The organism is Alteriqipengyuania triglochinis (assembly GCF_054655655.1).
Window position 1 is genome coordinate 91,996 of sequence record NZ_BAAHNC010000005.1, and the last position, 26,702, is coordinate 118,697.

Annotated in this window: 20 protein-coding genes; 13 read left to right on the forward strand and 7 right to left on the reverse strand. The window is 67.9% G+C overall.

Annotation, left to right across the window (positions count from 1 at the left end; genetic code table 11):
* Positions 1-29: 29 nt before the first annotated feature.
* Positions 30-1,532, forward strand: coding sequence for a glycerol kinase GlpK (gene glpK, locus ACYQ0L_RS13885; protein WP_459789931.1), 1,503 nt, complete (start codon positions 30-32; stop codon positions 1,530-1,532).
* Positions 1,533-1,562: 30 nt separating this feature from the next.
* Here the strand turns inward: glpK and ACYQ0L_RS13890 are convergent, their stop codons facing one another.
* Positions 1,563-2,705, reverse strand: a complete 1,143-nt coding sequence (locus tag ACYQ0L_RS13890) for a sensor histidine kinase (protein ID WP_459789932.1) — start codon at positions 2,703-2,705, stop codon at positions 1,563-1,565.
* A complete protein-coding gene (locus tag ACYQ0L_RS13895) occupies positions 2,702-3,970 on the reverse strand; it encodes a sigma-54-dependent transcriptional regulator (protein ID WP_459789934.1) in 1,269 nt (422 codons plus the stop codon). Before ACYQ0L_RS13895 ends, ACYQ0L_RS13890 begins: the two co-directional genes overlap by 4 nt.
* 99 nt (positions 3,971-4,069) lie before the next feature.
* On the opposite strand from ACYQ0L_RS13895, the gene ACYQ0L_RS13900 reads away from it, so the two are divergent.
* From ACYQ0L_RS13900 to ACYQ0L_RS13920, 5 genes are read left to right on the forward strand one after another with little or no spacing between them, the layout of a single operon-like run.
* On the forward strand, positions 4,070-5,377 hold the full coding sequence (locus ACYQ0L_RS13900) for an efflux RND transporter periplasmic adaptor subunit (RefSeq protein ID WP_459789935.1): 1,308 nt from the start codon (positions 4,070-4,072) through the stop codon (positions 5,375-5,377).
* Between the two features lie 17 nt (positions 5,378-5,394).
* Positions 5,395-6,075, forward strand: a complete 681-nt coding sequence (locus ACYQ0L_RS13905; protein ID WP_459789936.1) for an ABC transporter ATP-binding protein — start codon at positions 5,395-5,397, stop codon at positions 6,073-6,075.
* Positions 6,076-6,091: 16 nt separating this feature from the next.
* Positions 6,092-6,880, forward strand: a complete 789-nt coding sequence (locus tag ACYQ0L_RS13910; RefSeq protein WP_459789937.1) for a GIN domain-containing protein — start codon at positions 6,092-6,094, stop codon at positions 6,878-6,880.
* A 25-nt stretch (positions 6,881-6,905) separates the two neighbouring features.
* Positions 6,906-9,311, forward strand: coding sequence for an FtsX-like permease family protein (locus tag ACYQ0L_RS13915; RefSeq protein ID WP_459789938.1), 2,406 nt, complete (start codon positions 6,906-6,908; stop codon positions 9,309-9,311).
* Positions 9,304-10,569 carry a TolC family outer membrane protein gene (locus ACYQ0L_RS13920; RefSeq protein ID WP_459789939.1) on the forward strand — a complete coding sequence of 422 codons (1,266 nt, stop codon included), beginning with the start codon at positions 9,304-9,306 and terminating at the stop codon, positions 10,567-10,569. Before ACYQ0L_RS13915 ends, ACYQ0L_RS13920 begins: the two co-directional genes overlap by 8 nt.
* A gap of 40 nt (positions 10,570-10,609) precedes the next feature.
* Here the strand turns inward: ACYQ0L_RS13920 and recQ are convergent, their stop codons facing one another.
* Entirely contained in the window at positions 10,610-12,433 is a 1,824-nt protein-coding gene (recQ, locus tag ACYQ0L_RS13925) for a DNA helicase RecQ (protein WP_459789940.1), read from the reverse strand.
* A 283-nt stretch (positions 12,434-12,716) separates the two neighbouring features.
* Here recQ and ACYQ0L_RS13930 point away from each other — a divergent pair, with 283 nt between their 5' ends.
* From ACYQ0L_RS13930 to ACYQ0L_RS13945, 4 genes are all read left to right on the forward strand, one after another.
* Positions 12,717-14,576, forward strand: coding sequence for a diguanylate cyclase (locus ACYQ0L_RS13930; RefSeq protein ID WP_459789941.1), 1,860 nt, complete (start codon positions 12,717-12,719; stop codon positions 14,574-14,576).
* A 201-nt stretch (positions 14,577-14,777) separates the two neighbouring features.
* The gene (locus tag ACYQ0L_RS13935) at positions 14,778-15,491 is read left to right on the forward strand and encodes an energy transducer TonB family protein (RefSeq protein ID WP_459789942.1); all 714 of its coding nucleotides are present in this window, start codon (positions 14,778-14,780) and stop codon (positions 15,489-15,491) included.
* 178 nt (positions 15,492-15,669) lie between these two features.
* The gene (locus tag ACYQ0L_RS13940; protein WP_459789943.1) at positions 15,670-18,180 is read left to right on the forward strand and encodes a TonB-dependent receptor plug domain-containing protein; all 2,511 of its coding nucleotides are present in this window, start codon (positions 15,670-15,672) and stop codon (positions 18,178-18,180) included.
* A 6-nt stretch (positions 18,181-18,186) separates the two neighbouring features.
* On the forward strand, positions 18,187-19,281 hold the full coding sequence (locus ACYQ0L_RS13945; RefSeq protein WP_459789944.1) for a cytochrome-c peroxidase: 1,095 nt from the start codon (positions 18,187-18,189) through the stop codon (positions 19,279-19,281).
* 24 nt (positions 19,282-19,305) lie between these two features.
* Here ACYQ0L_RS13945 and ACYQ0L_RS13950 read toward each other — a convergent pair whose 3' ends face one another.
* Entirely contained in the window at positions 19,306-20,148 is an 843-nt protein-coding gene (locus ACYQ0L_RS13950; protein ID WP_459789945.1) for a LysR family transcriptional regulator, read from the reverse strand.
* A 97-nt stretch (positions 20,149-20,245) separates the two neighbouring features.
* Between ACYQ0L_RS13950 and ACYQ0L_RS13955 the strand changes: the two genes are divergently transcribed.
* Together ACYQ0L_RS13955 and ACYQ0L_RS13960 are read left to right on the forward strand one after the other, a co-directional pair.
* Positions 20,246-21,226 carry an aldo/keto reductase gene (locus tag ACYQ0L_RS13955; RefSeq protein WP_459789946.1) on the forward strand — a complete coding sequence of 327 codons (981 nt, stop codon included), beginning with the start codon at positions 20,246-20,248 and terminating at the stop codon, positions 21,224-21,226.
* Positions 21,223-22,377 (forward strand): alpha/beta hydrolase, encoded by a 1,155-nt coding sequence (locus ACYQ0L_RS13960; RefSeq protein WP_459789948.1) that lies wholly within the window; start codon positions 21,223-21,225, stop codon positions 22,375-22,377. The genes ACYQ0L_RS13955 and ACYQ0L_RS13960 overlap by 4 nt, the downstream gene beginning before the upstream one ends.
* Before the next feature lie 12 nt (positions 22,378-22,389).
* Here the strand turns inward: ACYQ0L_RS13960 and ACYQ0L_RS13965 are convergent, their stop codons facing one another.
* The 3 genes from ACYQ0L_RS13965 to ACYQ0L_RS13975 are packed head-to-tail and all read right to left on the reverse strand — an operon-like array spanning position 22,390 to position 25,615.
* Positions 22,390-23,166: an SDR family NAD(P)-dependent oxidoreductase gene (locus ACYQ0L_RS13965; RefSeq protein ID WP_459789949.1), complete on the reverse strand. Its 777-nt coding sequence runs from the start codon at positions 23,164-23,166 to the stop codon at positions 22,390-22,392.
* Positions 23,163-24,398, reverse strand: coding sequence for a GDSL-type esterase/lipase family protein (locus tag ACYQ0L_RS13970; protein ID WP_459789950.1), 1,236 nt, complete (start codon positions 24,396-24,398; stop codon positions 23,163-23,165). Before ACYQ0L_RS13970 ends, ACYQ0L_RS13965 begins: the two co-directional genes overlap by 4 nt.
* The gene (locus tag ACYQ0L_RS13975) at positions 24,395-25,615 is read right to left on the reverse strand and encodes an MFS transporter (protein WP_459789951.1); all 1,221 of its coding nucleotides are present in this window, start codon (positions 25,613-25,615) and stop codon (positions 24,395-24,397) included. The genes ACYQ0L_RS13970 and ACYQ0L_RS13975 overlap by 4 nt, the downstream gene beginning before the upstream one ends.
* A 97-nt stretch (positions 25,616-25,712) precedes the next feature.
* Between ACYQ0L_RS13975 and ACYQ0L_RS13980 the strand changes: the two genes are divergently transcribed.
* Positions 25,713-26,531 carry a LysR family transcriptional regulator gene (locus ACYQ0L_RS13980; protein ID WP_459789952.1) on the forward strand — a complete coding sequence of 273 codons (819 nt, stop codon included), beginning with the start codon at positions 25,713-25,715 and terminating at the stop codon, positions 26,529-26,531.
* Positions 26,532-26,702 lie beyond the last annotated feature (171 nt).

Below are 26,702 nucleotides of genomic sequence, written 5' to 3' on the forward strand. Positions count from 1 at the left end.
ACGATCCCCTGTACACCGGACAAGACGCCATGAAACCAGCCATCCTCGCGATCGACCAGGGCACTACCTCGACCCGCGCAATCGTGTTCGATCCATCGATGGGGGTGGTTGCGACGAGCCAGCAGGACCTGCGGCAGATCTACCCGGCGAGCGGGTGGGTGGAGCACGACGCGGACGAGATATGGCAGGCGACGCTCGCCACGACGCGCGATGCGCTCGAACAGGCATGCACGAAAGGCTTCGCGGTGCAGGCCATCGGCATGACCAACCAGCGCGAGACGGTGGTGGTGTGGGACCGCGAGAGCGGCAAGCCGATCCACAACGCGATCGTCTGGCAGGACCGGCGTACCGCCCCGCAGTGCGAGCGCCTGCGTGCAGACGGCGCGCAGGATCTGGTTGCGGAGAGGACCGGCCTGCTGCTCGATCCCTATTTCTCCGCCACCAAGATCGCCTGGCTGCTCGACAATGTGGACGGCGCGCGCACCGCCGCCGAACAGGGCCGGCTGGCCTGCGGGACGATCGACAGCTTCCTGCTTTGGCGGCTGACCGGGGGCGCGGTGCATGCGACCGACATCACCAATGCCTCGCGCACCAGCCTCTACGATATCCGCAAACTGGCTTGGGATGAGGATCTGCTGAAGCTGTTCGGCATCCCCGCCGCGATGCTGCCGCAAGTGCGCGATTGCGATGCGGAGTTCGGCCCGGCGCAGCTGGAGGGCGCGGACGGGCCGATCCCGGTTCGCGGCATCGCGGGAGACCAGCAGGCTGCGCTGATCGGCCAGCAGTGCTACGCCGCCGGGGAGGCCAAGGCGACCTACGGGACGGGGGCCTTCATCCTCCTCAATACCGGGGCGGAGATCGTACGCTCGGACCACCGGCTGATCTCGACCGTCGCCTACCGCTTCTCTGGCGAACTCGCCTACGCGCTCGAAGGGTCGATCTTCGTCGCGGGGGCGGGGATGCAGTGGCTGCGCGACAGCCTCGGCATTATCGAGGAATCGGCGCAGAGCGAGGCGATGGCCCGCAGCCTCGATACGGGCACCGATATAGCCTTCGTCCCCGCGCTGACCGGGCTGGGCGCGCCGCACTGGCTGCCCGACGCGCGTGGTGCGATCTACGGCATCTCGCGGGCGACCGGCCCGGCGGAAATCGCCACCGCGATGCTCGAATCGGTGGGCTATCAGACCGCCGACCTGATGACCGCGATGGCCAGCGACGGGATGGCGGCGGGCACCATGCGGGTCGATGGCGGCATGGCCCGCAACGACTGGATGTGCCAGTTCCTGGCGGACATTCTCGACGTGACGATAGAGCGGCCCGCGAACCTCGAAACGACGGCGGTGGGCGCGGGCTATATCGCCGGGCGCGCGGTCGGGCTGATCGATTCGGGCCTGCGCCTCGCCCAGCAGGGCGGGGCCAGCGCGCGCTTCACCCCCGCGATGGATGCGGACCTGCGCGCGCAAAAGCTGGCCCGCTGGCAGGACGCGGTCGCCGCGACCAAGCGCTTCGCAAGGGAGGGACAGGAGGGCTGAGCGGGCGCTGGCGCCCCCTCCCAAAATTCATCACTCTGCCTGCGGCAGACTGATCCGGAACGCGGTCGGGTGGGCGCCGGTCAGTTCGAGTGCGCCGCCATGGCCGCGGGCGATCTGCCGCGCGAGCGAGAGGCCGATGCCCGATCCTTCGGGCTTGGTCGTGTGGAACGGGCGGAAGATCAGCGCCGCGCTTTCGGGCGGCACGCCCGCGCCATTATCGGTAACGATGATCGCCAGCCGATGGTCCTCGCGCGTGAAGGACACGCCCACTTGCGGCGTCTCGGCAAGGCGCGCGGCTTCGGCGGCATTGTTCAGCAGCGCCCAGACCGCCTGATGCATCTGGTCGCGGTCCATCGGCCATTCGCTCTCCCCGCCCAGCTCGAGCGTCAGCGCGGCATCGGGCCAGCGCCGGGCGAACAGGTGCGCCAGATCCTGCGCGAATTGAGCGAGCGGGACGTGCGCACGGATCGGCTCGGGCAGGCGTGCAAGCGCGCGATAGTCGGTGGCGAAGCGCTGCAGGCCTTCGGCACGGCGGGCGAGCGGGCCGAGAATCTCGGCCAGCAGCGCGGTGTCGACCGGTTCCTGCGCCGCCGCCGCCTCCGCGCTTTCGGCCAGCGACACGATGGGCGCCAGGCTGTTGAGCAATTCGTGCCCCAGCACCTCGATCAGGTCCGCACTGGCACGCGCTTCGGCGGCAAGCTCCTCGCGCTCGACGTCGATCAGCGCGGCCACGGTCACCCCGGTCGAGGCTTCGACCCGGTCGATCCGCCACAGCCGCCCCTCGTGGCGCAGCGTGGCGGCAGCGGGGTCGAGCAGCGCGGCGGGCGGGGGCACGATCCGGTCGTCGGCGCCGAAGATCGTGCGCGCGGCGCGGTTGAGCACGCGGGCGGTATCGCGGTCGAGCGCCAGCAGCGGCGTGGGCGCGGCATCGAGCAGCAGGCGATGGACCGCCGCCGCCTCGTCCTCGGCATCGCTCCCGACCTCGGGTGGGCGCGAGGGCATCAGCGCGGCGTTCCACCAGGCGAGCGCCAACGCCCAGACCCCGGCCAGCACCGCCCCCGTCAGCAGGGCCCAGCGGCCCGAATCCCAAGCGAAGGCGGCGACCAGTGCGCTGGCGAGCAACCCCACGCCCAGCGCCGCCGCCCGCCATCCGCGCCGATGGTACAGCTTCATAGCCCGTGGCGCTCCATCCGCCGGTAAAGCGCCCCGCGGCTGAGCCCCAGCGCCTTGGCCGCGTGGCTGACATTGTGATGATGTTCGGCCAGCGCGGCGGCGATCATCGCCTTTTCCGACCGGTCGAGATCGTAACTGGACCGGTCGCCTTCGCCCGCCGCAGCGGACGGTGCATGCATGCCGAGCGCCAGCGCCCCGGTGTCGATCGTGCCATCGTCCGACAGTAGCACCGCCCGTTCGATCGCCGCGGCGAGGCCGCGCACCTCGTCCGGCCAGTCGGCTTCGCGCAAGGCGCTCTCGGCGGCCTGGGTGAGGCGCGGCGCGGGGCGCCCGAAGCGGGTCGCCGCATTGGTGGCGAAATGGCGCGCAAGCAGCGCAATGTCGTCGCGGCGCTGCGCCAGCGGCGGCACGGCCAGCTCCATCGTCGCAATCCGGCGGCGCAGCGTCGGGGTGAGCGCATCGATCCGATCGACGATCGCGATCGGGCGAATCCGATCGGACAGGAGCGTCGCGAGGCGATCCTGCGCCAGCTCGTCCAGCCGGTCGGGAAAACGCAGGATCGCGCTGCCCGTCGCCGCGTCCAGAGAGTCGAGCGCGTGGTCCTCGCGCAGGTCGATCCTGAGCGGTGCGTTCGCGGCATCGGCGGAAGCTGCGTGAACCGCGAGCGCGGCGAGCATGCGCCCCGCACCCGAAGGGCCGGTGATCGCGACGCCCGCCATGGTCGGCCCGACGCGGCGGATCATCTGGCGCAATTGCTCGATCGTCGCACTCTCGCCGAGGATCCGAGCGGGCGCAGCCTCGCGGTCCGGCGAGAGGGTGTCGGCTGGTGCGGGTGGGGCGAGGGGCGCGCGCGCCACCGCAGCTTCGACCTTGGCGACCAGATCGGCATTGTTCCACGGCTTGACCGCGAAGTCGCGGGCGCCCGCCTGCATGGCGGCGACCGCCATGCGCACGCCGCCATGTGCGGTCAGCACCACCACGCATGCTGCCGGATCGTCGGCCATGATCCGTTCGAGGCAGGCGAGCCCTTCCTTCCCGTCGCTCTTGCCGGGAGAGAAATTGAGGTCGAGCACGATCCCGTCGAACCGGGAGCGCGCGAGCTGCGAGAAGGCCTCCTCGGGATCGTGCGCCACGGTGAGATCGTGCCCCGCCATGCGAAAGGCGATCTCCATGGCGGTGGCGACTTCGGGCCGGTCGTCGATCAGCAGAATCGCGAGGCTTGCCTTTCGGCTTGACCCGTCGCGCGGGTGTCCATTTGCGGACACCGTGTCCGATGACGGACGGTCTGGCGCGGCGGTGATGCGAGAATATCGTGCAATCATAGTGCTTTAGGTCTTTCGGCCGGGTTCGGCGATAATGGCTGCATGATGACGCAGACAGCCGAACAGTCCAACACTTTGTCCTCGCCGACGCCGTCTCCTGCACCGGGCGCAGCGATGGATCGCAAGGTCGAAAAGACGCGTGCGCCGTGGTGGCGCGACAGGCGTTTCCTGATCGGGATCGCAGTGATTGCGATCGCGATCGTCGGATGGCGCGCGATGCCCGCCACCGGATCGACCGATGTCGATGCCGACGAGCTCCAGACCGCCGAAGTGACGCGCACCGCGTTCGACGACTACCTGCCGGTGCGCGCCAGCGTCGTACCCGCGACCACCACGCTGGTCGGCGTGATGAGCGGTGGGCAGGTGGAGGAGCTGTTCGTGCAGGACGGCGCGCTGGTCACGAAGGGCCAGCCGCTCGCCCGGCTCGCCAATCCCGACCTCGAACTCACCGTGCTCAGCCAGGAGGCCCAGATCGCCAGCCAGCTCGGCGGGGTGGCGGGCGAGAACCTCGGCATCCAGCGCTCGAAGGTCGATCGCGCCGGGCAGGTCGCCGCCGCCGAATACGACCTGATCCGCGCGCGCCGCGATCTCGATATCCGCCGCCAGCTGCACGAAAAGGGCTTCGTCTCCGATGCGGGGGTGAAGAGCTATCAGGAGGAGGTCGATTACCAGACCCAGCGCCTCGCCCAGCTGCGAAGGGGCCGTGCTACCGAAGCCGGGATCACCGCGACGCAGGGCCAGATGCTCGACGCCACCCGCGCGCGCTTGCAGAACAATCTCGCCGCCGTGCGCGGCAGCCTGGATGCGCTGACGATCCGCGCGCCGATGGCCGGACGCCTCACCAATTTCGAACTCCAGCCGGGCGAGACGCTCGCGCCGGGCGACCCGGCCGGACAGGTCGACAGCGAAGGTGCGTGGAAGCTCGAAGCCGAAGTCGACGAGTATTACCTCGGCCGGGTCGAGCTCGGCCAGAAAGCGCGCACTTCGGACGGTGCGACGCTGACCGTATCCAAGGTTCTACCGACTGTGAGGGACGGGCGCTTCCGCGTCGAGCTGACCTTCGAGACCATGCCGAAGCAGGACCTCAATCGCGGGCAGACCCTCGACGTTCGGATCACGCTTGGCGCGTCGAAGCCCGCGCTGATCGCCCCGACCGGCGGCTGGCTGACCGAAGGCGGCTCCTCAGTCTTCGTGCTCGGTCCCGATGGCGACCACGCGCGCCGCGTGAGCGTGAACATCGGCCGCCGCAATCCGCGCCAGGTCGAGATCCTGTCGGGCCTCGAGCCGGGCCAGCGCATCGTCACCAGCAATCTCGCCCGGGTGAAGGGCGACACCATCAATATCCGCTGAAAAGAGGGAAGACCTTCGTGATCAAGCTCGAGAATATCGAACGCCGCTACGCATCGGACGAGGTCGAGACGACCGCGCTCGTCGATGTGAACCTCGAAGTCGCCGAGGGCGAATTCCTCGCCATCATGGGCCCGTCGGGCTGCGGCAAATCGACCCTGCTCAACACGCTGGGCACGATCGACCGGCCGACCTCGGGCCATTACTGGTTCGGCGACACCGACCTAGCTGCGATGGACGAGAAGGCGTTGGCGAAGTTTCGCGGCGCGCAGCTCGGCTTCGTGTTCCAGAGCTTCAATCTGATCGACGAATTGACGATCGAGGAGAACGTCGCGCTGGGCCTCGCCTATCGCAAGGACGTCGACGGCAACAAGGGCGACCGGGTCGCCGCGGCGATGGACACGGTCGGCATCGCCCACCGCGCGCGCCATTTCCCGCACCAGCTATCGGGCGGCCAGCAGCAGCGCGCCGCCATCGCCCGCGCGATCGTCGGCGAGCCGAAACTGATCCTGGCGGACGAGCCGACCGGCAATCTCGACACCGCCAATGGCGAGCAGGTGATGAACATTCTCACCGCGCTCAACGACGGCGGCGCGACCATCGTAATGGTCACCCACTCGCCCAGCCACGCCGACATGGCGAAGCGCCGGATCGACATGCTCGACGGCCGCATCGTTGCCAGCGCCATGCGCGCCATCTGACTCAAGGACAGCTCCCATGATCCGCAAACTTACGCTTTCGCTTCTCGCTCTCCCGCTGATCGCCTGCGCCGCCGACGCGCATGGGCAGCCCAAACCGACCGCCTCTCCGCAAAGCGCCGAGAAGGTCGGCGGCGTGCTCACGCTGGACGGATTCGACACCATCAGGCTCTCGAGCTGCGACGAAGCCACCGTGCGGCCGGGCGCTTCCTTCGTGGTGACCGTCCGCGGCACCCAGCGCGACCTTGCGGTGCTCGAAGCCGAGACGCACGGGACCCGGCTGACGCTCGACCGCAAGAAGGGCGGTTGCAAGGATGGCTACGTCCCGATCGCGATCGAGATCACGCTGCCGGCGCTGCGCGAGATCGAGCTGTCCGGTGCGACGCGCATGGCCATCGAACGTTTCTCCGGGCCCCGCTTCGAAGCAGAGCTTTCCGGCGCAAGCGCGCTCGACCTGACCGGACTCGAGATCGGCGAGGCCGAGTTGCACCTCTCCGGCGCGTCCGAACTGCGGGCCACATCGATCACGGCGGACACCGTCGCGCTCGACCTCTCCGGTGCCTCGGAAGCGAACATCGCCGGAGCGGCCCAGGTGGTTGCGATCGGCAGCAGCGGTGCGAGCGAGGCGGACACGCGCGACCTCCTGGCCCCGCAGGTCACCGCCACCGCTTCGGGCACTGCCTCGATCAGGGCCCATGCCAGCCGGACCGCCGCGCTCTCGGCCTCGGGCGTGAGCAGCATCCGCGTCACCGGCGGGGCGACCTGCACGCTCAGCAAGGGCGGCGAGGCCAGCGCCTCCTGCGATTGAACCGATCCACTACCGGAACCCAGCCATGAACCGCTTCGCCTTGCTCTCGCTCTATCGCTCGCTCACCCGGCACAAGCTCTACGCTGCGCTCAATATCGGCGGGCTCGCGATCGGCATCGCCGTGTTCATCGTGCTCGGCCTTTATGTCCGGTTCGAGACCAGCTATGATCGCTGGGTTCCGGATCATGAGAATCTCTACATGGTTCAGGGCGACTGGAACCTGCCCGGGAGCCCGTTCGACGGGATGACTCCGCAGACCCCGACGGCCCTGCTCGAGATGCTCCGGGAGACCGACCCCGACCTCGAAGGTACCAAGATCATGCCCGCCTATGGCACCGTGATCCAGGGCGGAGTCGGAACCGGAGAGGATATCGCTCCGGTCGCTCCCGGCTTTCTGGATTTCTTCCGGCTCGAGCTGGCAGGCGGCTCGCGCGACGCGCTCAAGTCGCCGCAGAATGCGGTGCTGACCCAAAGCGCGGCCGAACGCTACTTCCCCTCGGGCGATGCGATAGGACAGACCATCACGATTTCTCGCGACGATGGCCCGACGAACTACACCGTCGCTGCGATCCTGCGCGATCTGCCGGAAAACACGCATCTCGATTTCACGATGCTGGTCCCGTTCGAACAACCGACGACGCCGGATGAGATCGCCGAGCAGCGCAATCTCGGCGCGCTCAGCGCCTACACCTACGTGCGTTTCGATAGGGTCGCGGATGCACAGGGCTTCCTGGAGAAGATGCCTGCTTTCGTTCGCCAGCATGGCGACGACCTCGGCGAGGACCCGGATGGGATGCTGTCCTACGTGGTCGAACCGATTGCCGGCTTTCATCTCGGCATATCCGACAGTCTACGCCAGACCGTTGCCACTCTCGGCATCGTGGGGCTCGTCACGCTGCTGATCGCGCTCACCAATTACGTCAATCTTGCCACCGCACGGTCCGGCCTGAGGGCACGCGAGGTCGCGATGCGGAAGGTGCTGGGCGCGGATCGCGGCAAGGTGATGCGCCAATTCATGGGAGAAGCGATCCTGACGGTCGCCATCGCCTCGCTCCTCGGGCTGATTCTGGCAGAGCTGGGGCTACCCTTCGTCAATTCGGCAGGCGGGCTGTCACTCGACATTCCCTACGCGCTGGTCGTCCCTGCCCTGGTCGTGCTGGCGATCGTCGCAGGAATGCTGGCGGGCTTCTATCCGGCGATGGTCGTGTCGCGGTTTCAGCCTGCCGCCGTGCTCGCCTCCTCGCGCTCGCCGGGCGGTGGCAAGGGCGGCACACGGGTGCGCGAAGCGCTGGTGGTGTTCCAGTTCGGCCTGTCGATCGCTTTCATGATCGGCACCGCCGTCATGATGGCGCAGACCAGCTACGTCCGGAACGCCGAACTCGGTTTCGACCGCGAAGGCCTGCTGGTGATGAGCACCTTCAACGATCCCGGGCTCGATGCTGCGGCGCGCGGCACGCTGATGGCGCGCTTCCGCGAAATTCCGCAGGTGACCGCGGCCACTTCCGCGACGATGGCGGCGGGCGGCAGCGGTAGCAATACGGGCGAAAACATCCAGCTGCCCGGCGTGCCCGGACTTGGCCCGAGCCTGCGCAAGATCGATGTCGGGGACAAGTTCTTCGAAACCTACGGCATCGAGACTCTCGCCGGCCGGGTGTTCAGCCCCGAATTCGGCCGCGACGACGCGACCGATACCGACGGAGAGGGCAACTTCAACATTGTCATCAACCGCAACGCCGTGCCCGTTCTCGGCTTCGATTCGCCCGAAGACTCGATCGGCAAGGTCGTGGGCGAAGGTCAGCCGCGCACCATCATCGGTGTGGTCGACAATGTGCGGTACACGTCGGCGCGCGCCGAAATCGGGCCGACCTTCTACGTCTACAAGAGCCAGCTTCCCGATTTCGCCATCCCTACGCTGCGGTTCACGGGCGATCCGCGCCCTGTGCAGGCCGCTGTGGAGGCCGCCTGGCAACAAAGTGCCGGAGCGCTTCCGCTCGGGATGGAAACCGCCGACGAACGGCTCGAAACCTTTTACGAAGACGACGAGCGGACCGCGCGGCTTTTCGCCATCGGCGCCGGGCTCGCCGTGCTGATCGGCGTGGTCGGCCTGTGGGGGCTTGCCTCCTTCAACACCGCGCGGCGCACAAAGGAGATCGGCATCCGCAAGTCGCTCGGCGCGTCGGCGAGCGACATCGTGAAGCTGTTGGTCGGCCAGTTCCTGCGCCCGGTCATCATTGCCAACCTGATCGCCTGGCCGCTGGCATACTACGCGATGCGCACCTGGCTGGCCGGGTTCGACGACCGGATCGCCCTGTCGCCGGTGTTCTTCATCGCCGCCAGCGTGATCGCGATCGCGATTGCGGTGCTGACCGTGCTCGGCCAGTCGCTCCGCGCAAGCCGCACCGCACCGGCCTGGGCGCTGCGTCATGACTAGGGGCGCGCTGATCAGGGCCGCCCTGCTCGCCGGCGCGGTGCTGCTGCCCAGCGGCGCGGCGCATGCCGAGACGCTGCGCGAGGCGATCGCGGCGGCCTATGCCACCAACCCCACGCTGGCCGAGGCTCGTGCGCGACAGGACGCGCTGGAGGAGCAGCCCGAACAGGAGCGTGCGCAAGGCCGTCCAACGATCTCCGCCAGCGTCGATGGCGGCCATGACGATCTCGGCTACGGCAGCGCGGGCAGCGCCGATCTGCGCGCGGCCATGCCGATCTGGACCGGCGGGCGCGTCTCCTCCGCCGTCCGTGCCGCCTCCTTCGACGTCGCGGCGGGCGAAGAGAGCGTGCGCGACAGCGAGGCCGCGATGCTCGAACGCGTGGTTGCGGCCTATGCCGACCTGCTGTTCGCGCAGGAAGAGGTCGAGGTCGCGCGGATCGGGATCGAGCGGCTCGACCGGCAGGTTGGCGAGGCGCAATCGCGCTTCGACATGGGCGAGGCGACCCGCACCGACGTCGCCCAGCTCGAGGCGCAGCGATCGAGCGTCATTGCCAATCTCGCCGATGCCGAAGCCGCGCTGGCCAGCGCCCGGGCGGGCTACCGCGCGGTGGTGGGGGAGGCTCCGGGCGAACTGGCGGCCGCCGTGCCGCCGCCCGCGCTGCTTCCTGCCGATCTGGCCGCCGCGCGCGCCTCTGCCGAGCAGGCCAACCCACGCCTTCTCGAACGGCTGCGCGTCGCCGAGGCGTCCCAAGCGCGCATCGCCCGCGCCCGCGCCGAAGGTGCGCCGAGCGTCGACCTCGCCGGTGCCTTCGGGCGCGGCCTGCACGAGACGGGCGGAGATTTGCGCAGCTACGACAGTGCTGCCAGCATGGGCCTGACGCTGCGGATCCCGCTGTTCACCGGCGGGCTGGTCGCCTCGCAGGTGCGCGAAGCCGAAGCGATCCGGCGCGCGGACGAATATGCGGTGCTGGCCGAAGCGCGCGAGACGATGCGCTCGGTCGAGACTGCATGGGCCGCGCTCGAGGCGGCCGGACGACGCGAACAGGCGAGCGTGGACGGGCTCGCCGCCGCGCAGCTCGCGCTCGACGGGGTGCGCGCGGAATACGAGTTCGGCCTGCGCTCGACGATCGATATCCTGCTGGCCGAACAGAGCTATCGCAGCGCCCAGCTGGCGCTCGCCCGCGCGCGCAGCGACGTGCTGATCGCGCAGGCGGCGCTGCTCCGCGCCAGCGGACGGCTCGATCGCGGGGCCTATCTCTAGCGCGCGGGTTTCTGGTCGCGGGGCCGCAGTCCGGCGATCGCTATCGCTCGTGCTGCCGGATAACTTCGAGGAAGGCGTCGCCATAGGCGTCCAGCTTCTTCGCCCCGATGCCGGGCAGCTCGCCCAGCAGCGCGCGGGTCTGCGGGCGCAATCCGGCCATGTCGCGCAGCACCGAATCGTGGAAGATGACGTAGGGCGGCACCTGGTTTTCCTTCGCCAGATCGCGCCGCAATGCACGCAGCGCATCGAACAGCGGATCGCCAACGGGGTTGAGCTCCTGACCGGAGCCAGCACCGCGCCCGGCGCGCTTTCCGCCTGCCCGCTTGGGTGGGATCACCAGATCGAGCGGCTCCTCCCCCTTCAGGAAACCGCGTGCTTCGGGGCCCAGCATCATCCCGCCGTGCTCGGTCGGCAGCAGCGCGCCGCGCACCAGCAGCGCGCGGTGGACCGGCTTGAGCAGTGCGGCTTCCTCCCCCTCGACGATGCCGAAGACCGATAGCTTGTCGTGCCCCTGCGACCGGCTGCGCTCGCTCGACTGGCCGGTGAGGATGCTCTCGACATAGCCCGCGCCGTACATCTGCCGCGTTCGCGCGACGGCCGAGAGGTATTTCTGCGCCACGACCGTAGCATCGACCGCCTTGGGCGGATTGAGGCAATTGTCGCAATTGCCGCAGGTCTCGGGCGGGTTCTCGCCGAAATGGCGCAGCAGGATTGCGCGCCGGCATCCGGCAGTCTCGACCAGCGCGCCCAGCGCCGCCAGCCGCGCGCGCTCGCCCTGCTGGCGCGCCTCGCCAACCTCGCCGATCCGCATCCGCGCCTTGGCGAAGTCCTCGGCACCCCAGAACAGCTCCGCCGTGGCAGGGTCGCCATCGCGCCCGGCGCGGCCGGTTTCCTGGTAATAGGATTCGATCGACTTGGGCAGGCCGGCATGGGCGACGAAGCGCACGTCGGGCTTGTCGATCCCCATGCCGAAGGCGACCGTGGCACAGATCACCATGTTCTCGCTCGCGACGAACGCCGCCTGATTGGCGGCACGCACTTCGGGCGGCAGGCCTGCGTGATAGCAGCGCACCTCGCGCTTTCCGTCGGAGAGGGACGCAGCCAGTCGCTCGGTCGCCGCACGGGTCTGCGCGTAGACGATGCCGGGGCCGGGATTTTCGGCGAGCAGTTGACGCAGCTGCTGGGTCAGCGAATTGCGCGGACGGATGGTGTAGCGGATGTTCGGCCGGTCGAACCCGGCGACGATCAGCCCCTCGGGCGCGATCCCGAGCTGGGTCAGGATGTCGCTTCGCGTATGCGCATCCGCCGTCGCGGTCAGCGCAAGGCGCGGCACCTCGGGAAACTGGTCCATCAGTGGGCGCAGCAGGCGGTAATCGGGCCGGAAATCGTGCCCCCATTCGGACACGCAATGCGCCTCGTCGATCGCGAACAGCGAGATTTTGCATTGCGAGAGCAGATCGCGGAAATGCCCCTGGCTCGCGCGTTCGGGCGCGACGTAAAGCAGGTCGAGCTCGCCCGCGCGCAAGCGCTGGACCGTCTCGGCGCGGTTCTCGTCCGCACTGGTCAGCGTGGCGGCGCGGATGCCATTGGCGCTCGCGCTGCGCAGCTGGTCGTGCATCAGCGCGATCAGCGGGCTGATCACCACGCAGGTCCCCTCCAGCAGCGTGGCGGGCAGCTGGTAGGTCAGCGACTTGCCGGCCCCGGTGGGCATCACGGCCAGGGTGGACCGGGACGCCATGATCCGGTCGACGACCTGCTGCTGGACACCCCGGAACGACCGGAATCCGAACACTTCGTGCAGCTTGTCGAGCAAGGGCGGGGAAGCTTCGGCCGCTGGGCCGGAGGTGCGCGTTTCGACGGTCATGCCCCGGCCATGCCAGATCGGCTTGCGGCAGAGAAGCGCTTGCCCTGCGGTTGCCCAGAGTCTCTGGGCGCACTGCCTGTTGGCGCGCTGTCTGCGCCCGCCCTTACGCGATGTTAACCATGGCCCAATAGCCAGCCCGGCCGACCGCTGGGGACGACACGACTGTGAGGACCGGAGATCTGTGAGGCACGAAGGCATTCCTGTTCCCGGCGAGGTTGGCCGGCACGTCGAAGAGGCTTTCAGTCGCCGTCGCGTGTCCTTGGCGCGCAAGGCGGCCTTGCGGATGATCGTTCTGGCGTTCTGCGCGACCGGGATCGTTGCGCTGTATTCCTTCCATGCCGCCAAGCACGAGGCGGAGGAGACGCTGATCGCCGAGTGGAAGACGCAGATCGAACTGCGCGGACGTTACGAGAGCCGGCGCTTTTTGCTCGCGGAGGAACTGGCCGATCGCATGGCCGAGAGTTTCCTCGCCCTCTATGCCAATCCCGATGTCGCGTCCCCGGCCGACTTTTCCGACTATTTCGACCGCCCCGGCGACGGCACGATCCGCCTTCGGCCCGAGTATTTTTCTGGCAATCGCGACGGGAAGGGCGTGTTGCCCGGCAGCACGGGCGTGTCGGGCATCGTCGCACGCGACCGGCCGCCTCTGACGCCCGAACTGCAGCGGCGACTCATGCTGACCTACGAAATCGTGGCGCGGTTCGGGCCGGGCGCCTCGGCCGATCTGGCGAACGTGCATGCCAGCCTGCCGGAAAATGCGCTGATCATGTACTGGCCCGAAAAGGCATGGGGCCTCGATGCGGCGAGCGATCTGAACATGATCGAAGGCTCTGTACTGCGCTCCACGCTGCAGGCTCATAATCCCGATCGTCGCCCGGTGTGGACCGGCCTCTATTACGACGCGACGGCATCGAACTGGACGATCACCTACCAGAGGCCGGTCGATCGGGAAGGGCGCCATCTCTTTACGCCGAGCATGGACGTCAGCCTGACCGCGCTGATCGACGATGTCTCCGAAGGCGCGCCCGACGGAACCTACGACCTGATCCTGTCGCGCGATGGCAGGCTGGTGGCTTATCCCAGTCACCTCGACGGACTTGCCAAAGATGCCGGGCAGATCGAGATATCCAAGACGGACAATCCGACGCTGGGCAGGATCTATCGCCGGTTGATGCAGGCCGATCCCGACGAAGCCGGCGAGGCGAGCGTCGTGTTCGATCCCGATCTGGATGTCTACATCGCCAGCGCCCGCATCGACGGGCCGGGCTGGTGGCTGGTCACCATCCACCCGCCCGCGCAGGTGGAGGCGCGTGCGCTGCGGTCGGCCGGGTCGATCCTTGTCCTCATCGCCCTGTTGTTCGGCGCCTTCATCCTGACCGCGATCATCGTGCTGCGAACCAGCGTTTCCGCGCCGATCCGGAAGATGACGCAGGCTTCGCACTACGTGGCGGAGGGGCACTACCGCTCGATCGCGGGCAGCGCGCACGATCTGCCGGTGGGCCGGGACGACGAGATCGGAACGCTCGCGCGCAGTTTCCGCCAGATGGCCGAAAAGGTCGAAGACATGCGGGCCGGGCTGGAACGCAAGGTTGCCAGAAGAACTATGGAGCTCGAACGCGCCAACCGCCAGCTGCGCGACCAGGGCCGCAGGGATTCGCTGACCGGCGCGCTGAACAGGCGGGCCTTCGACGAGGATCTGCGCCAGGCCACGCTGGATGCGCGGGCGGGCACCGCCATCGCGCTGGCGCTGTTCGATGTCGATTTTTTCAAGCCTTTCAACGATCACTACGGCCATGTGGCCGGCGATCGGGCGCTTGAAAGGGTGGTGTCGCAGCTCTGCGCGGCTTTGCCCGGCGCCTCGATCTACCGCTATGGCGGGGAGGAGATCGCGGCGATCATTCCCTGTCCGGCCATCGGCGGTGGGCGCAGCGTTGTCGAGGGGGCGGTGCGAGCGGTGGCGCGGATCGGCATTCCCCATGCCAAGAGCCCCATCGGGACGCTGACCGTGAGTGCCGGGGCCATGATGATCCCAGGCGACGTCGAAGACAGCGCGGAGGATCGCCGCGCCGTTCTGGAGGCCGTGGACAAGGCGCTGTACGCGGCGAAAGGTGCTGGACGAAACCGCTCCGAATGGCGCGCGTAATCCGCTGATTGCGGGGCAACCGCTGGCTCGCGGCTACTTGCCGCGCAATCTCCATTCGGATCGCCATCGGGGAGGGCCGGGGAGAAGATGTCGCGCAGCAAATGAAAGCGATTCGCAATTTCAACTGCAGTCGCTTATCGGCTCGCGCGAACAATGTTTCGAGCACCATCCTATCTGAGTCCAACCGAGCGCTTTTCGTCCGTGCTCCTCGCCCTTGCGGTGCCGGGCGCGCTGTGTGTCGGCCTGCTTACGCTGGATGTGATCGTGGAACGGGAGGGCGCGGCCGAGGGCAGGCTGGTCAGCTTTGCCCTTCCGCAGGCCGAGCGGATCGAATCGCCGCGCCCCGAAGACGCGCCGACGCCACCGCAGGGCGATGGCGATCCGGCGCAGGAAGCGCGCCCGCCCGCTCCCGCGACGTTCGGCCGCACCGCTCCGGTGCCTCTCCTTGAGCAGGTGGAGACGCAGATTGCGCCGCAGGTCGTTCCGCTCGCGATCACGGGGGCAGCGCCACGCGCGATGCCTGCGGTTTCGTCGCTCGCAGTGGCGCAGGGAAGCAGCGATTCCGGTTATGCGGAGGAGGCGCAAGGCTCCTCCGCTTCAGCAGAGGGAGGCGCGTCCGCCACCGGCGCGGAAGGGGATGATGCGTACGGGCAGGCGATTCACCGGCGGATCAGGCGCGAACAGCGCTACGAACAGGTTCTGCGCCGACAGCGTTTGGCCGGGACCGTGGTGGTGGCCTTCACCATCGATCCGCATGGGCGGCTGCGTGATAGGCGGATCGTTCGGTCTTCGGGGCATAGTGTCCTCGATCGCATCGCGCTTCGCCATCTGGCCGCCGGAGCGCCCTTTCCGCGCCCGCCGCGCGGGGAACCGCGAAGCTTCCAGATCCCGATGACCTATCGGCAGCGCGAATGATGCGCGCAGGTGTGTGGAGCGCTTCGACCGCGGTCCTTTGCCACCGTCCGGTCTGCGATTTCGCACCTTCCCGGTGCCGCAACTCAGGCACTTGCAAACCCTAATGATAATGCGTTGCAATAACGCATGCGGATGTTAGAGGCGCCTCCAGATCGTAAATCGACGGGGACAGACCGAAATGAAGACACACGCAGCCGTTATAGCCCTTGCCACCGCAACGCTGTGGAGCGGGGCCGCGCAGGCGCAGCAGACGGCGGGGGTCGAAGAGCCCGAAGCTTTGCCCGAAGTCGTGGCGGAGGGGGACGAAGTCGCCCCGCCGGTGGAACTGGGCAGCGGTGTGGACTCCGGCGTTACGCGGATCGAGCGGCAGGATATCGAAATCCGCTCGCCCGGCTCGGGCGATGTCAACGAGTTGCTGAGGATCCTGCCGACGGCGCAGTTCGACCGGAACCGGGGCATCGCCACGCGCGAGTCCATTCAGGACATTCGCCCGGCTCAAATCTCGATTTCCGGCGGGCACTATTACGATAACAATTTCACCGTCGACGGGATCGGCGTGAACTCCCGGCTCGACGTCACGAACGACAATCCGCAGAGCCTGTTCGAACTCGCCGGGCCAAGCGCGCAGGCGCTGTGGGTCGATTCCGAGCTGGTCGGCAGCGTCACGGTGCTCGATTCGAACATATCGGCCGAATATGGCGAATTCACCGGCGGCTCGGTCGACATCCAGACCCGCGATCCGCGCCGCATCCTCGGCGTCACGGCTACTGTGTCCCACAGCAATGACGGCCTGTCCCACTACAAGATATCGAAGGCCGCCCGCGACGCTTTCGAGGAAGCGGGGCGCGAGCTTCCGCAGCAGCCCGAGTTCGACAAGTGGCGCTATGGCGCGACGATCGACCTGCCTGTCTCGCAGGATGCTTCCCTGCTGCTGGGCTACAACCGGTCCGAAGCGTGGGTGATCAACTACGCGGGCGCGAATTACGGGGGCGGGGCGCGCCAGTTCCGCAGCATCAGCGATAATGTCCTGGTGAAGGGCCTGCTCGATATCACGCCCGACACGAAGCTGACCGGGCAGTTCGTCTACAGCCCCTACAGCAGCACTTCGTCCACGCCCGTCGCCGTCAATTCGACCGTCGACTCCCACGGAGGCGGCATCACCGCCAAGCTCGGGCTCGAACATGAAGGGGATGTCAGCTGGAAGCTGTCGGGCGCCTTTTCGCATTCGGACACGGGCCGCGAGGCCGAACAATTCCACTACAGCATCGATTCCGGAACGGGCGCGGGGGACTTTTGCGACAGCCGGAATTGCTCGACCGGCGGGATCGGCGATTTCGACCAGAGCCAGAACAGCTACGTCCTCGATGCGAGCTTCGACGCGTTTCTAGGCAGCCATCTCCAGCTTCGCGGGGGCATCGACTACGAACATCTCGATGCAGCCAACACACGGCCCGAAGAAGCGCGGATGTATAGCAGGGCCGATGTCGATCCGGACATCGTGTGCGTCGGCGATCAGGGCCTTGCGTGCGAGACCGGCTCCTATGCGCTCACCCAGTATAACGTCTATCCCGAGCACGACATCGACATCGCGCTCGACAGTGTGGGGGTCTGGACCGAGGCGCTGCTGCGCATCGATGCGCTGACCCTGCGGGGCGGCGTGCGCTACGACTACGAGAGCTTCCTCGGTAATCACGTGTTCGCACCGCGCCTTGCCGCATCCTATCGTGTTCCGGGTAGCGACGTGGAAATCAGTCTTGGTGCCAACCGCTATTACGGCCGGAGCATGGTCACCTATGCGATCCGCGAGCAGGTGCCGGACTGGTCGCTGTGGCGCCGAAACGGGACCGCTACCGATGGCACGCTGCAATATTCGGACGATGACTGGTATCTCTATCGGGTGACCTCAGCCGTCGGCTATCGCGACTCCGATCTCGACACGCCTTATTCTGACGAACTCACCGCCGCCGTCAGCGGCAAGGTGCTGGGCGGGACAGCGCGTCTCAAGGGCATCCTGCGCAACGGGGAGAACGAGTTCGCACGCTCCCCGCGGCGGGACGACGTGGTCGACAATGGCGACGGCACCGGCACCACCTACCGCTTCTACGAGATGACCAATGCCGGCACGACCCGCTATCGCGGCGTCTCGCTCGAATGGTCGCGCAGCTTCGGCAGGCACGCCGTCGTGCTCAGCGCGAACTATTCGAAGACGAAGCGGACCAATCCCGATTACACGGCCAACGTCGATAACGTCCTCTTCGAGGATGAGCCCGTCCTTTACCAAGGCGAGCAATATACCACCTTCGACATCCGCGACATGAACCAGGCGCTCAACTTCGCCTCGCCGATCCTCGCCAACGCCACCTGGTCGTCCAGCTGGCTCGACGCCAGGCTCAAGACCAACCTGAGCGTGCATTATCGGGGGAGCTTCGATCGGATCGAGGACACGGGCATCAACGAGGTGATCGATGGCATTCGCCACGATGTCTACGATCTGGCGCACTATCCCGACAGCATCGATGTCGATCTCAACGCGCAGGCGGAAGTGGTCCGCTCGCGCTATGGCACGCTGATCCTCGATGCGCGGGTCACCAACCTGCTCGATACGGTCCCGGCGACCGATTACATCAGCACGAGCAATCCCTACCAGCTCGGTCGCTCGGCATGGGTCGGCGCGAAGTTCCGGTTCTGACGCGTCGTGTCGCTGCCGCGCAAACCCTCCTCGCTTGTCTTCCTGCTCGCCATCGGGGTCTTCCTGATGGCGGCAGGAACTGGCCACAACGCGGTCCCTCCACCGCAGGAACTGCGCGAGCTCTATTCCGGCCCGCCGGAGCAATGGCCGCGCCCGCAGCTCGGCGAAGGCGCGGTGTTCGAGGAATTCGGCCCGCTGCCGCCCCGGCCCAAGCTGGAAGGCAGGGAGGCCGCGCTCGCTGAACTGGGGCAGGCGCTGTTCAACGAACCGCGCCTGTCCGCCTCGGGGCACTTCGCCTGCGCCAGTTGCCACGCGCGTGAGCTGGGCATGGGCGATGGCCTGCGGACCTCCTTCGGTCATGGACGCCAGCGCGGCACGCGGAACGCCCAGCAGATCTTCACCGCAGGCTTCATGCACGAACTCTTCTGGGACGGGCGCGCCGACACGCTCGAGGAACAGGCGCTCGCGGCGATGACCAACCCGATCGAGATGGCGGGCGAGGTCGGCGAGATCGAGCGGCGGATCAATGCCGATCCGCACTACCGGGCCAAGTTCGCCCAGATCTACGGCGCCGAACCGATCGGTATCGACCGCATCCTCGAAGCGATCGCCGCCTTCCAGAAGACGCTCCGTCCGCCGCGCAGCAAGTGGGACCTGATGCTCGCGCGCGGGCCCGACGTGTTCACCGACCAGGAGCTGGAGGGCCTGCACCTGTTCCGGACGAAGGCGGGCTGCGCCAGCTGCCACAGTGGCCCGCTCCTGAGCGATGGGCGCTATCACAATATCGGCCTCACGTATTATGGGCGCACATACGAGGATCTGGGCCGCTACGGCGTCACCGGAGAGGGCGCGGATGTCGGTCGCTTCCGGACGCCCAGCCTGCGCGCGGTCGGGCGGACCGGGCCCTATATGCACAACGGGCTGTTCCCCTCGCTGATGGGCGTGGTGAATATCTACAACGCGGGCGGGGTGCGGGAGAAGCGTCCCGCATCGCGAACCGATCCCGATGCGCCCCGTCCGCAGCTCGATCCCCTGCTCGAACCGCTGGAGCTGACGCGGGAAGAGCGCGAGGCGGTGGTCGCGTTTCTCGAGACGCTGTGACCGGAGCGCGGATCCGACGGGGCGCTACCGGGCGGCAAACGCAGCGACCAGCATGTCGGCGACCGCGCGTACGGCGGGTGCGTCGCGCAGATCCGCGTGGATCACCAGCCACACCGGCCGCGCGCCAGGCTGGTCGGGCGCAAGCCGTTCGAGATCGGGGCAGGCATCGCCCATGATGCACGGCAGCAGCGCCACCCCCAGCCCGGCGCGCGCGGCCGCGAACTGCGAGTGGAAATCGCCGGTCAGCAGGTCGAGCGGTCGACTGCCCGCATATTCCTCCAGCCACCTTTGCTGCGCGAGATGGGCGAGCGTTTCGTCGAAGGCGATGAAGCGCCACTCCTGCGGCGGCTGTTTCGCAATCCGCTGGACGCCGTAGAGGGCGAAATCGACCTGCCCGATTCGGCGCACGATGTTCTGCTGGCCCTGCGGTTCGACCATCCGCACGGCAAGGTCCGCCTGTCCGCGATCGAGCGAGGCAATATGCGAGTTTGCCGATAGCACTATCCGCAGGTCGGGATGGGCGGAGCGCAGCGCGCCCAGCGCAGGGATGATGATTTCGCTGACGAGGACGGGTGGGGCGGTCAGGCGCACTGTTCCGGTCAGCGTGCCCTGCGCTGCGTGGCCGACGCGCGCGACCTTCTGAGCACCCCGTTCCATTTCCCGCGCGATGGCCGCGATCTCCCGCCCCTTCTCGGTCAGCGGCGTCGAGCGCGCGAGGCGGCGGATCAACCGCTGGCCGAGATCCCCTTCGAGCGCGGCAATCCGGCGTGAAACGGTGGCATGGTTCACCCCGAGCCGCCGCGCTGCCGCAGCCAGCGATCCCTCGCGCTCCAGCGCCGCGAGGATGCGCAGATCATCCCAGTTCATCTGATCGTTTTTGCACAGATGGAGTGCGAAAGCATGCAATTTCGCGGCGCTGCGAAGGGCCTAGAATGGCGCACAGATATACACAGGAGCCTTTATCATGATCCCCCCGCTTCCCCTCGGCACCGACGGCCCGCAGCTCCCCCAGCTTGGCCTCGGCTGCATGGGCATGTCCGAATTCTACGGCCAGACCGACGATGCGCAGTCGCTGGCGGTGCTCGATCGCGCCTACGAGCTGGGCGTCCGCATGTTCGATACCGCCGACATGTACGGCAATGGCCATAATGAAGAGCTGCTCGCGCGCTTCCTGAAGCAGGGGCGCGCAGAGGCCTTCGTCGCGACCAAGTTCGGCATCCGCAAGCAGCCGGGCGAATATGCGCGGACGATCGACAACAGCCCGGACTATATCCGGCAGGCCTGCGATGGGTCGCTGACGCGCCTCGGCGTCGAGCGGATCGACCTCTATTACGTCCACCGCGCCGAAGCCGGTCGCGACATCGAGGAGACGATGGGTGTGCTCGCCGACCTAGTCACCGCAGGCAAGATCGCACGCATCGGCCTGAGCGAGGTTTCCGCCGAGACCCTGCGGCGCGCGCACGCGGTCCATCCGGTCGCCGCAGTGCAGAGCGAATATTCGCTGACGACCCGCGACATGGAGGCCGAAGTCCTGCCTACCTGCCGCGAGCTGGGGGTGGCATTCGTCGCCTATAGTCCGCTCGGCCGGGGGCTGCTTTCCGGCGCGATCGACCGCGAGACCCTCGCCGAAGACGATTTCCGTCGGCAGGCTCCGCGCTTTGGCGAGGAAGCGCTGGAGGCCAACAGGGCCCGCCTCGCAACTCTTTCGGCGATTGCCGACCGCCGCGAGGCGACCCCGGCGCAGGTCGCGCTGGCATGGGTGCTCGCCAAGGGCGTGTTCGCGATTCCGGGCACCAAACGGCTGGCCTACCTCGAACAGAACATCGCCGCAGCCAGCCTGACTCTGTCCGCCGACGATATCGACCGGCTCGATAGCGCCTATGCCCCCGGCACATTCGTGGGCGAACGCTACACGGCCGAAGGGATGAAGGGGGTGAACGCATGAGCGCGTTCGCAGCCGTCCCCGACCAGTCGGCAAAGATTGGCGCGCTGGCGATGCGCCGGGTCACCGGTGGCGCGATGGAGAGCATCCTCTCGGCCACCGCCGCCCGCAGCCCGCGGCTGGCGAGCAATCTGGTCGCCCATGCGTTCGGGTCGGTCATCGCCGATGCCGGGCTGGGGGTCGCCGAGCGGGAACTGGAGACCATCGCCATGCTGGGCGCGCTGGGCGGGTGCGAGGCGCAGCTGCGCACGCATATCGGGTTCGCACTCGATTGCGGCCTGTCACCCGCCGAGGTGATGGCAAGTGCGGAGCATGTTTCGGTCTATGCCGGCTATCCGCGCGCGCTGACAATGGCGCGCCTGATCGAAGAGGTCGTCTCCGAACGCGGGGAGTCCCTGCTCACCGCGCGCGCCTTCGCTCTGCGCGATCATACGACCGCACTGTTCGACAGCGGCGGGGAGAAACCGCCGATGGTCCTGCTGCATGCGCTGGGGCTGGACTGGCGTATGTGGTCGGGAGTGATCCCGCATCTCGTGCCGCATCACCGGGTGATCGCGCTGGACCTGCGCGGCTTCGGCACAGCGGCGGGGGCGCCCCAGGTCGCGGATCTGGCGCATTACGCGGCAGACATTGCAGACCTGCTCGACCGGCTGGGGATAGAGCGCGCACACGTTACGGGCCTCTCGCTCGGCGGATCGATCGTGCTCGAACTAGGCTTGCAACGGCCCGATCTGGTCCGCGACCTCACCATGATCGCGGCGACGGCATGGTCGTTTCCCGCCTTCGAAGAGCGCGCGCAGGCGGCCGAGAACGACGGGCTGGAGGCGCAGATCGCCCCCAGCCTGACGCGCTGGTTCCGGCCCGGCGATCTCGCGCGCAACGACTGGCCGACCCGCTATGCGCGCAACTGTGTGGGCGCGGCCTCGCCCGAGGAATGGGCCGCCGCCTGGCGCGTGCTGGCGACGCTCTCGCTCGAAGACCGGCTCGACAGGCTCGAGCCGCGCCTGTCGCTCATCGCGGGCGAGGTCGACCGCTCGACCCCGCCCGAACTGATGCGACGGCTCGCCCCGGATGTCGCCGTGATCCCCGATGCCCCGCACATGATCGCGCTAACCCATCCGGAGGAACTAGCGCAGGCCATCCTCGCCGGCTGAGCGGCCCCGCCGCTACAGGCTGTCCACCACGCCCCCATCGACACGCAGCGAAGCGCCGGTGGTGGCGCTGGACAGCGGCGATGCGACATAGGCGATCATGTTGGCCACTTCCTCGACACTCGCCGCGCGCTGGATGATCGAAGTGGGGCGGTTTTCCATCACGAAGTCGGCCGCGACCTCCTCCAGTGATCTGTCGCTATGCGCGGCCCGTTCGGCGAGCATGTCTTCCAGCCCCTCGGACAGCGTCGGCCCCGGCAGGACCGAGTTGACCGTCACCCCGGTCCCCGCCAGCTGTTTCGCTAGACCGCGCGCGAACGCGACGTCGGCGGTCTTGCTCACGCCGTAATGGATCATCTCGGCCGGGATGTTGAACGCGCTTTCGGAGCCCAGCATCACGATTCGGCCCCAGCCCTTCTCCATCATCGCCGGGGCATAGGCGCGCGACAGCCGCACCGCGCTCATCACATTGACCTGCCAGTGGCGATCCCACGTCTCGTCGTCGGTATCGAAGAAATCGACCGACTCGAAAATCCCGGCATTGTTGACGAGGATGTCGACCGGGCCGGTGGCGGCGTGGATCGCCTTGCACCCTTCCGCCGTGCCGACATCGCCGGCCACGGGCTGTGCGCCGGCCGCTATGCGCCCGGCAGCCTCGGCGGTGCGGCTTTCATCGCGCCCGTTGACGAACACGCGCGCGCCGCAATCGGCCAGCGCCTTGGCAGCTGCGAAGCCGATCCCGGCGGTGGAACCGGTCACGAGGGCCGAACGGCCCGAAAGGTCGAGTTTCAATGTCTGTCTCCTGACTGGATGAGTGTCACCAACGCATCGGCGATCGCACGGTTGCCCTGCGCTCCGGGATGCAGCCGGTCGCCGCTGTCGTAGGCGGGCCGAAGCCGCGCCGGATCGGCCGGATCGGCGAGCAGCCGGTCGAGATCGAACAGCGTGGCCGATCCGTGATGGGCGCGCAGCCAGTCGTTGAACGCCCGGCGCAACGCGTCCTTTTCTGGCGTCCAGTAATTGCCCTCCATCGGCGTGCCGGGCAGCGCATCGCCGAAGGGCGCGATGGTGGAAAGGATCATCCGGGTGCCGTGAAGCTCCGCCTGCGCGATCAGGCTGCGCACCCCGTCCTGCAACGCGCCGAGCGTCACCATCGGCTCGTCGGGCCGAAAGGGCGTGCCGGGCCAGGCGATGTCGTTGGTCCCGATCAGGACCACGACCGTGTCCGCTCTCGGCAGCGCGAAGACCTCGCTCGCGAGCCTTTCCCGCACCGGCTGCCCCATGCCGGGCGAGAGCAGGCGGTTGCCCGATATCCCGGCATTGACCACCGCGATATTCTCCGGGGCAAGATCCTGGGCCAGATAGTCGGGCCAGCGGGCCATCGCATCCACCGGCGCGCCGTTGCCATCGGTAATCGAGTCGCCCAGCGCCACCACGACTCCGCGCGCGTCGGCATCGCCATAGACGGCTGAGAGGGCGAGCCGGGCGGTCGTCGTGCCCTCGGCCCCGTCGGTAGTGACGAAGCGGCTCGTCTCGCGCGCGTCCCAGTGGAAGTCGCCGCCGTGTTCTCCGGCAAAGCGAATCCGCACGGCGATCCGGCGGCAGCCATCGATGGCGACGGGGTCGCTGACAGCGGTCGTGCCGGCCGGCGCGCTTGCCCGTGCCGATTGCGCGAAGGTGAGCGGTGCGATGCTTTTCCCCGCGCCCGCATCGAGACAGCGCACCGTCCCTTCCGCCAGTTCGAGCGGACCAGCCCCGTAGCGGTTGGAGAACTCGATCCGGACATGCTCGCTCGGCAGCGCAAGCGTGAGCGGCTGGTCGACCGTCGTTCCCTCGATTTGCGCAGGGAGCCCCGTTTCGAAGAAGGAACTCGCGTCGTCCCACACGCGCTGCGGGCTGGCCGTCCATAGCGGAACCCATTGATCGTCACTGGGGTGAGTAGCCTGGGCGTGCGCGGCCTGGGGCATCGTCAGCCCGGCGAGGGCGAAAGGAAGTGCTGTGGCAAGCGGCCTGCGAGGTCTCATGGTGTAGTCTCCGGTTCGATGGTCAGGAAAGCGATGGCCGCGGCCAGCGCCGGCGGGACTGCGGCGACGAAGAAGAGGGCGGGCAGGCCCCATCCGGCGCTCAGCACGAAGCCGCCGATCCATGCGCCGATGGCATTGCCCAGATTGAAGGCCGAGATGTTGAAGGTGGAGGCCAGTGCCTCGTCCGCGCCGCGCGCCTGCCGGATTGTCCATGCCTGCAGCGGAGCGACGGTGGCGAATGCCACCGCGCCGAACATCGCGATCGCCAGCGCCGCTCCGGGCATGGAGCCGAAGGCCCAGCGTGACACGATCAGCGTCGCCGCCAGCGCCAGCAGTGTGCCGAGGACTGCACGGCGCAGGTTCCGGTCGGCCAGCCACCCGCCGGCCAGATTGCCGCCCACCAGCCCGACGCCGAACAGCAGCAGCAGCGGCGCCACCGCACTGTCCGCAAACCCGCTCATCCGGGTCAGCACCGTCGCGATATAGGTGAACAGCAGGAAGACGCCGGCAAAGCCCAGCACCGTCATCGCAAAGCCCAGCAGCGGTCCCTTGCCCAGCATGGCTGCCAGCTCGGTGCGGGCCTTGCGCCGCGTGCGTTCGACCGGCAGCCGCGGTACCCACAGCGCGATGGCTGCAAGGGCGAGCAATCCGAGCACGCAGATGATCAGAAAGGTTGCGCGCCAGCCCCAGGCATGTCCGATCCATGTGCCGAACGGCACGCCGAGCACGTTGGCCAGCGTCAGCCCGGTGAACATCAGCGCGATGGCCGACCCTTTCCGCTCCGCCGGGACCAGCTGCTGCGCCACGATCGCGCCGACCCCGAAGAACGTGCCATGCGCAAACCCGGTCACGATCCGCGCCAGCATCAGGGCCGCGTATGTCGGGGCGAGCGCACAGGCGAGGTTGCCGAGCGTGAAGACCGCCATCAGCATCAGCAGCACCAACTTGCGCGACGCTCTGGCGGTCACCAGCGTCAGCACGGGGCCGCCGAAGACGACCCCCAGGGCGTAACCCGCCACCAGCAGGCCCGCGCTCGCGATCCCGACGTCGAGGCTGCGCGCGACCTGCGGCAGCAGGCCCATGATGACGAATTCGGTCAGCCCGATCCCGAAGGATCCCGCCGCCAGCGCGATCAGGCCGCGCCGGCTGGACGGGGTGGATCGGGCATGGTCGGTCGTCGCGGTCGATGGGAGGGAAGGGTGTGTGCAATCGGTCATCGGCGGTCCCGGCGTGTGGAGGAACCGTTGGATAGTCCGCACGGGCTTGTGATATTAGACCACGGTTTCGCCCAGCTCTTATGAATTGAATTCATCGATGATCGCGCCCAACAACCGCCTTGCCGAACTCGAACTGGTGATCGCCGTGATCGATGGCGGCAGCTTTTCCGAAGCCGCCCGCAGTACGGGCCGCACGGCGTCCGCGATCAGCAAGGCGATCGCGCGGCTCGAAGATCGGCTGGGCGTCGCGCTGTTCCATCGCACCACGCGCCGTGTCGCCCCGACCGAGGCGGGTGCCGCCTTTGCGCAGCGCGGGCGAGCGATCGTGGCGGAACTGTCGGCGCTTGAGCGCGACATGGCGGCCGACCGGCCGGAGGGGCTGGTGCGGATCGCCACCAGCGGGGTCTATGCCCGTTTCCTCCTCGCGCCGCTGCTCAAGCGGTTTCACGCCGACTATCCGGACATCCGGCTGGAACTGTGCCTGTCGGACCGGGTCTCCTCGCTGGCGGAAGCGGGGATCGACGTCGCGATCAGGGCGGGGCCGCTACCCGACTCAAGCCTCTATGCCCGCTCGCTCGGCGACGCCGAGCTGGTGAGGGCGGGGCACAACCCCGGGTTGCCGTTCTTCGGCCTGTCCTATGCGCGTATTGATGCGCAGTGGCGGCAGGTACCGGCACCCTTCCTTGCGAATGACGGGGCCGCCATCATCGCCGCAGTCAGGGCGGGCACTGCGCAAGGCATCGTGCCCCGCTTCGCCATCCGCGACCTTCTGGAGAGTGGGGATCTGACCATCCTCGATCCGGCGGCGCGTTTCACCGAGCCCTTCCACATCGTCTACACCGGCCGGGCAGCAGGCCTGCCGAGCCGCGTCGAAATCCTGATCCAGTTCCTCGCGCGGTGGGGGAGCGTGACCTGAGGCTCGCAGCAGCAGCGGCGACGAAGACTCGGGCGACTCGCCTTGGAAACGGGCAAACCCCGGTTTTCCGGGCTTGTGCAACTGCCAGTCGCGGCCGGAGCCTGCCGGTCCGCGTCCAGCAGTGGCTGTCCCGCGGCCGAGTGGGGGCATGTGTGACAGCCCGAACCCCCT